The sequence below is a fragment of the Streptomyces altiplanensis genome (assembly GCF_053591575.1).
Genome location: NZ_JBSFUB010000201.1, coordinates 1 through 3,983, shown reverse-complemented (window position 1 = coordinate 3,983; position 3,983 = coordinate 1). Strand labels below are relative to the sequence as shown.

Below are 3,983 nucleotides of genomic sequence, written 5' to 3'. Positions count from 1 at the left end.
CTGAGGCCGCGACAAGGGAGGAAGGGAGGAGCCGGCAGCCGAAGGGGAAGGTTGATAAGCCACGCCGACAGCCTCCCACCCACACAGCCACCACATCCACCGAACTTACGAAAAGATCAGTAGCATCTCGACCGGGCGTTCCGGGTTCATGAACGGCACGAACCGTACGGGTGCCCACCGACACCCGGAGGCATGAACACCACCCGAAGCCGCATGGGGAGCCTGACGCGGCAAGCGCGTCCTCTGCCGACAACCCCATCGCCCGCAAGCGAGCCAGCCGCTGTCACTGCGGCAGGCAGCAAAACCGACGCCGGACAGCGAAGGGCGGCGGCTCGGGCCGCTCCCAGCCCGATACGAGGTCCGGCACGCCGGAGGCATAAGTCCGAACCCTGTACCGGGCGCTTCTCGCGGGTGCTCAGGGGCGGGCGCCGGGCTTGTCGACGACGCCCCAGGCGTCGCGGGCGCTGATGACGAGCCCGTCGGCCTTGCTCGTCCCGAGGTAGGCGTAGCTCTCGGGATCGAAGAAGATCTCCTGCTTGCCCTGCCAGCCCGATGGGATCTTCTTGGCGTAGTTCACGCTCACGCTGATCGCCGCACGGCCGAGCGGGTCCTTCACACCGGTCGTCACCCGGGCGCCGGGGATCTTCGCGAGCGCTCGGAACAAGCCCGCTTGGACCTTGGGTGGGATCAGGACCGACCGGTAAAGCACGTCGATCTCCCGCCAGTCGCGCTGTGCGCGCGTCTCCCCCTTGATGTCACCGATGGCGCGTTCCTCGCGGATGCGCTTCATCATGCGGTCGGGGTCGCTCGGCAGGGTGTCGAGGAAGCGGTAGAACTGCCGCTGGGAGCGGTCGTCGTAGCCCTCCTTCTTCCATTTCTCCTCCTGGTTGGGGCCGTACCAGACCTGGAGCTTGTCCGGGTCGAAGTCCGAGATGTCACCGGCCGGGGGAATGCCAGGCAGATTGGCGTGCCCGGTGCCGTCCCAGCGGGTCCACTCCTCCGCGGTGCGCGGCTTGTCCTGGCCGAAGTCGGTCTCTTTCTCGTACACCCACTGCTTCGGGCCGGGTTCGGTCCCGTCGTGCTTCTCGACGGTCGCGGCGGCCAGTTCGAGAGTGTGGGCGGAGGCGCCTGCCGACAGTACCTGAGGGCTCTTCGGCGCGGAGGCGCCGGAGCTGTCTGCGGGCAGAGCCGTGATGATCCCGGCGGTCACGGCGAGGGCCCCTGCGGTGGCGGCGCCGGCCAGGATCATCCGGCGCTGGGGAAGGGCGGCGCGTCCGCGGCGGGTGTCCTGGTGGATCGCCGCGGTGAGGCGGGCTCGCGGCGCGGCGAGCCGGTCGGTTTCGGGAAGGGGTGCGTCGGCGCGCAGGCCGCAGAGTGCAAGGAGCTCGTTCATGCGGGGTCACCTTCGTGTATGCGAGTTTCAACGAGAGGGGTGTCGCCCTGGCCGGTCGCGGGGCGCAGCTTGCGGCGGGCGCGGTTGAGACGGGAGCGGACAGTTCCGACGGGAATGTCGAGGGCCTCCGCGATCTCCTGGTAGCTGAGGTCGGCCCAGGCGAACAGCAGCAGGACGTGCCGGTCGCCTGCGGAGAGTCGGGCCAGCGCCCCGGCCAGGGGGCGGACGGCGGCCTCGGCGGCAAGACGGTCGTCAGCGGAGTCGGTCCAGCTGTCGGCGATGGGGTCGTGGCCGGTGCGGGCGAGCAGTTTCAGCGCCTTCATCTCCTGTCGGCGGTGCCGGCCGATCTCCTTGGCGGCGATGCCGTACAACCAGGGCCGCACGCCGGTCCGGGCCGCATCGAACCGGGCCCGTATCCGGAAGGCCGTCAAGAACGTCTCCGCGGTGACGTCGTCGGCTGCGTCCCGGCCCAGCCGCCGGGTGACGTACTGGTGGATCGCCGGTGCGTGACGGTCGAAGAGCGCTGCGAAACGCTCGGGCTCCTCCAAAGAGGCCGCGATGAGCTCGGCGTCGCCGCCGGCCAGGTCGGTCATGGACAGTCCGTCCGTCGGTGGGGTCGGTGGGTGTCAGGATGGTGGGTATTCACACCCAGTACTCGCCACAAGGCGACGAATGGGTTCACGCCGTCGCCTCAAGGCGACGCACCTACGCGGCCTCCCGCAGCGCAGTCGGCGCCCTTGCCTGCCCCAAGCCCTTGACCACGCCGCCACGATGCTCCGGGCCGGGTGGCAAGGGGCCAACTCACCTTTCTCCCAGTCCGTCACAGGGCATGCAGCCAGCAGGGGCCCCAAGCCCACTACCGCGTCTCACCACACGCCACCACCTCGCAGACGTACAGCCGGACCCCCTGGCCGCCGAGGAAGAGGTGCAGTGCGGCGCCGTGAAGACGCTGTTCGGCACGAAGGGTCTCTTCAGCTCGGTGGACGCGGGTCTGCATGCGCAGGAGATCAACACAGGTCTGTGCGATGAGGTCGACGCGAGCTGTCGCTACCGCCGGACCGGGGCTGACGACGAGCACCGCGTCGGTGGTCCTGCGGATGGTGAGGTGGGGGAGTGGCCAGGGGTGCGCGGCGGCACGCACCCCCTCGGGTCCAGCAGCGCGGGGGGTGCTGCAGATGACGTCGCCCATGAGGTCTACCAGCACGGCCGAGTCGCCGGCGAGGGCCGCCGCCTCGGCGATCAGTTGGGCATCGGAATGGGCCTCCGCATGGATTAGCCGTCGCATCACCTGGTACCGACTCACCTCAGGTGAGGCGGACTCCGCGCTGCTCGTGTTCACGGGATCAGCGCCACCCCTCCCCATCCGGCGCGGTCGGTGAGAACCCCGGTGTTGGCATCCGGACGCCAGCGCGGCCAACTGGTGAAGCCGGGCTCCACCAGTTCGGTGCCCTCGAACAGCTCGATCGTCACGGACGGCTCGCGCAGCAGGTACGGGATGGCACCCGAGCTGTTGTATTCGTCCTGCACGACCTGGTGCGCGGCGTCAGCGGCCGTGGAGTGGCTCAGGGCGAGGTAGCTGCCCGAGGGGAGGCGGTCGACCAGGCGCTTGACCAGACCGCGGGCCTCGTCCCAGTCGACGATGTGGCCGAGCACGTCGCTGATGACGAGGCCGATCGGCTGGGTCATGTCCAGAGTCTTGGCTGCCCCGTTCAGTACCGTTTCGGTGTCGCGCATGTCCGCCTCGACGTAGGCCGTGGCGCCTTCGGACGTGCTTGTGAGCAGCGCATGGACGTGCAGCAGAACGATCGGGTCGTGGTCGACGTAGACGACCTTGCTGGTGGGGTCGATCCGCTGGACGACTTCGTGGGTGTTGTTGGAGGTGGGCAGCCCTGCACCGAGGTCTATGAACTGCCTGAGGCCGGCATCCTTGGCCAAGAAGGTCGTGGTGCGGCGCAGGAAGTCCCGCGATTCCTCGGCGAAGGGAACGATGAGGGGGTACCTGCTGCTGTAGGCGTCGCCGGCGGCCTGGTCGGCGAGGTAGTGGTCCTTCCCGCCCAGCCAGTAGTTCCAGACCCGGGCCGAGTGAGGAACGGACGTGTCGATCTGCGGGGACAGTCGCGTTGGTTCTGTCATGAGAGTAGTGCTTCCTTCGATTTGTCTGGATGAGGTGCGATAACGCACGCATGATCGAGCAGCACGTGATAGGCCGTCACCGTATTGAGGGCGTCGGAGACATCAGCGGTTCCAGGTAGTGTCCCTTCTCTGACCACATGATCTGGAATCTCGGAAACGTCCACGCGGTAGATGGTCACGGTCGGCATCCCGGTCATGGCATGCAGCGGCCCGTTGAGCGGGTGGATTTGCAAGGCCACATCCGCGCGCTCGGCGGCCGCGCGAAGCGCGAACCGCTGGTCGTTCATCACCTTGGTGCCACCGACCTCGGTGTTCAGCGCGGCGGCGGACATGAGCGCCCAGAGGCGTGTGTTGCGGCCCTATACTGACTTCAGCTCGTTGGGGTGAATCGTTGCGAAGTCCCTGATGAGTGTGGGTGGGTGACTGTATCCGTGGTGTGTGAGATATGCGGATGGGG

General features: G+C 67.9%; 4 protein-coding genes and 1 pseudogene. All 5 read right to left on the bottom strand.

Annotated features, from left to right (window positions below; translation table 11 throughout):
* Positions 1–415: 415 nt before the first annotated feature.
* The gene (locus ACWD0Y_RS36285; protein ID WP_450264520.1) at positions 416–1,393 is read right to left on the bottom strand and encodes a CU044_5270 family protein; all 978 of its coding nucleotides are present in this window, start codon (positions 1,391–1,393) and stop codon (positions 416–418) included.
* The gene (locus ACWD0Y_RS36280) at positions 1,390–1,986 is read right to left on the bottom strand and encodes an RNA polymerase sigma factor (RefSeq protein WP_450264519.1); all 597 of its coding nucleotides are present in this window, start codon (positions 1,984–1,986) and stop codon (positions 1,390–1,392) included. The genes ACWD0Y_RS36285 and ACWD0Y_RS36280 overlap by 4 nt, the downstream gene beginning before the upstream one ends.
* 263 nt (positions 1,987–2,249) lie before the next feature.
* A complete protein-coding gene (locus ACWD0Y_RS36275; protein ID WP_450264518.1) occupies positions 2,250–2,678 on the bottom strand; it encodes a hypothetical protein in 429 nt (142 codons plus the stop codon).
* Between the two features lie 50 nt (positions 2,679–2,728).
* Positions 2,729–3,526 (bottom strand): SAM-dependent methyltransferase, encoded by a 798-nt coding sequence (locus ACWD0Y_RS36270; RefSeq protein WP_450264517.1) that lies wholly within the window; start codon positions 3,524–3,526, stop codon positions 2,729–2,731.
* A pseudogene (locus tag ACWD0Y_RS36265) lies at positions 3,523–3,867 on the bottom strand (Scr1 family TA system antitoxin-like transcriptional regulator); the annotation flags it as partial. The gene ACWD0Y_RS36270 and the pseudogene ACWD0Y_RS36265, both read right to left, overlap by 4 nt.
* Positions 3,868–3,983 lie beyond the last annotated feature (116 nt).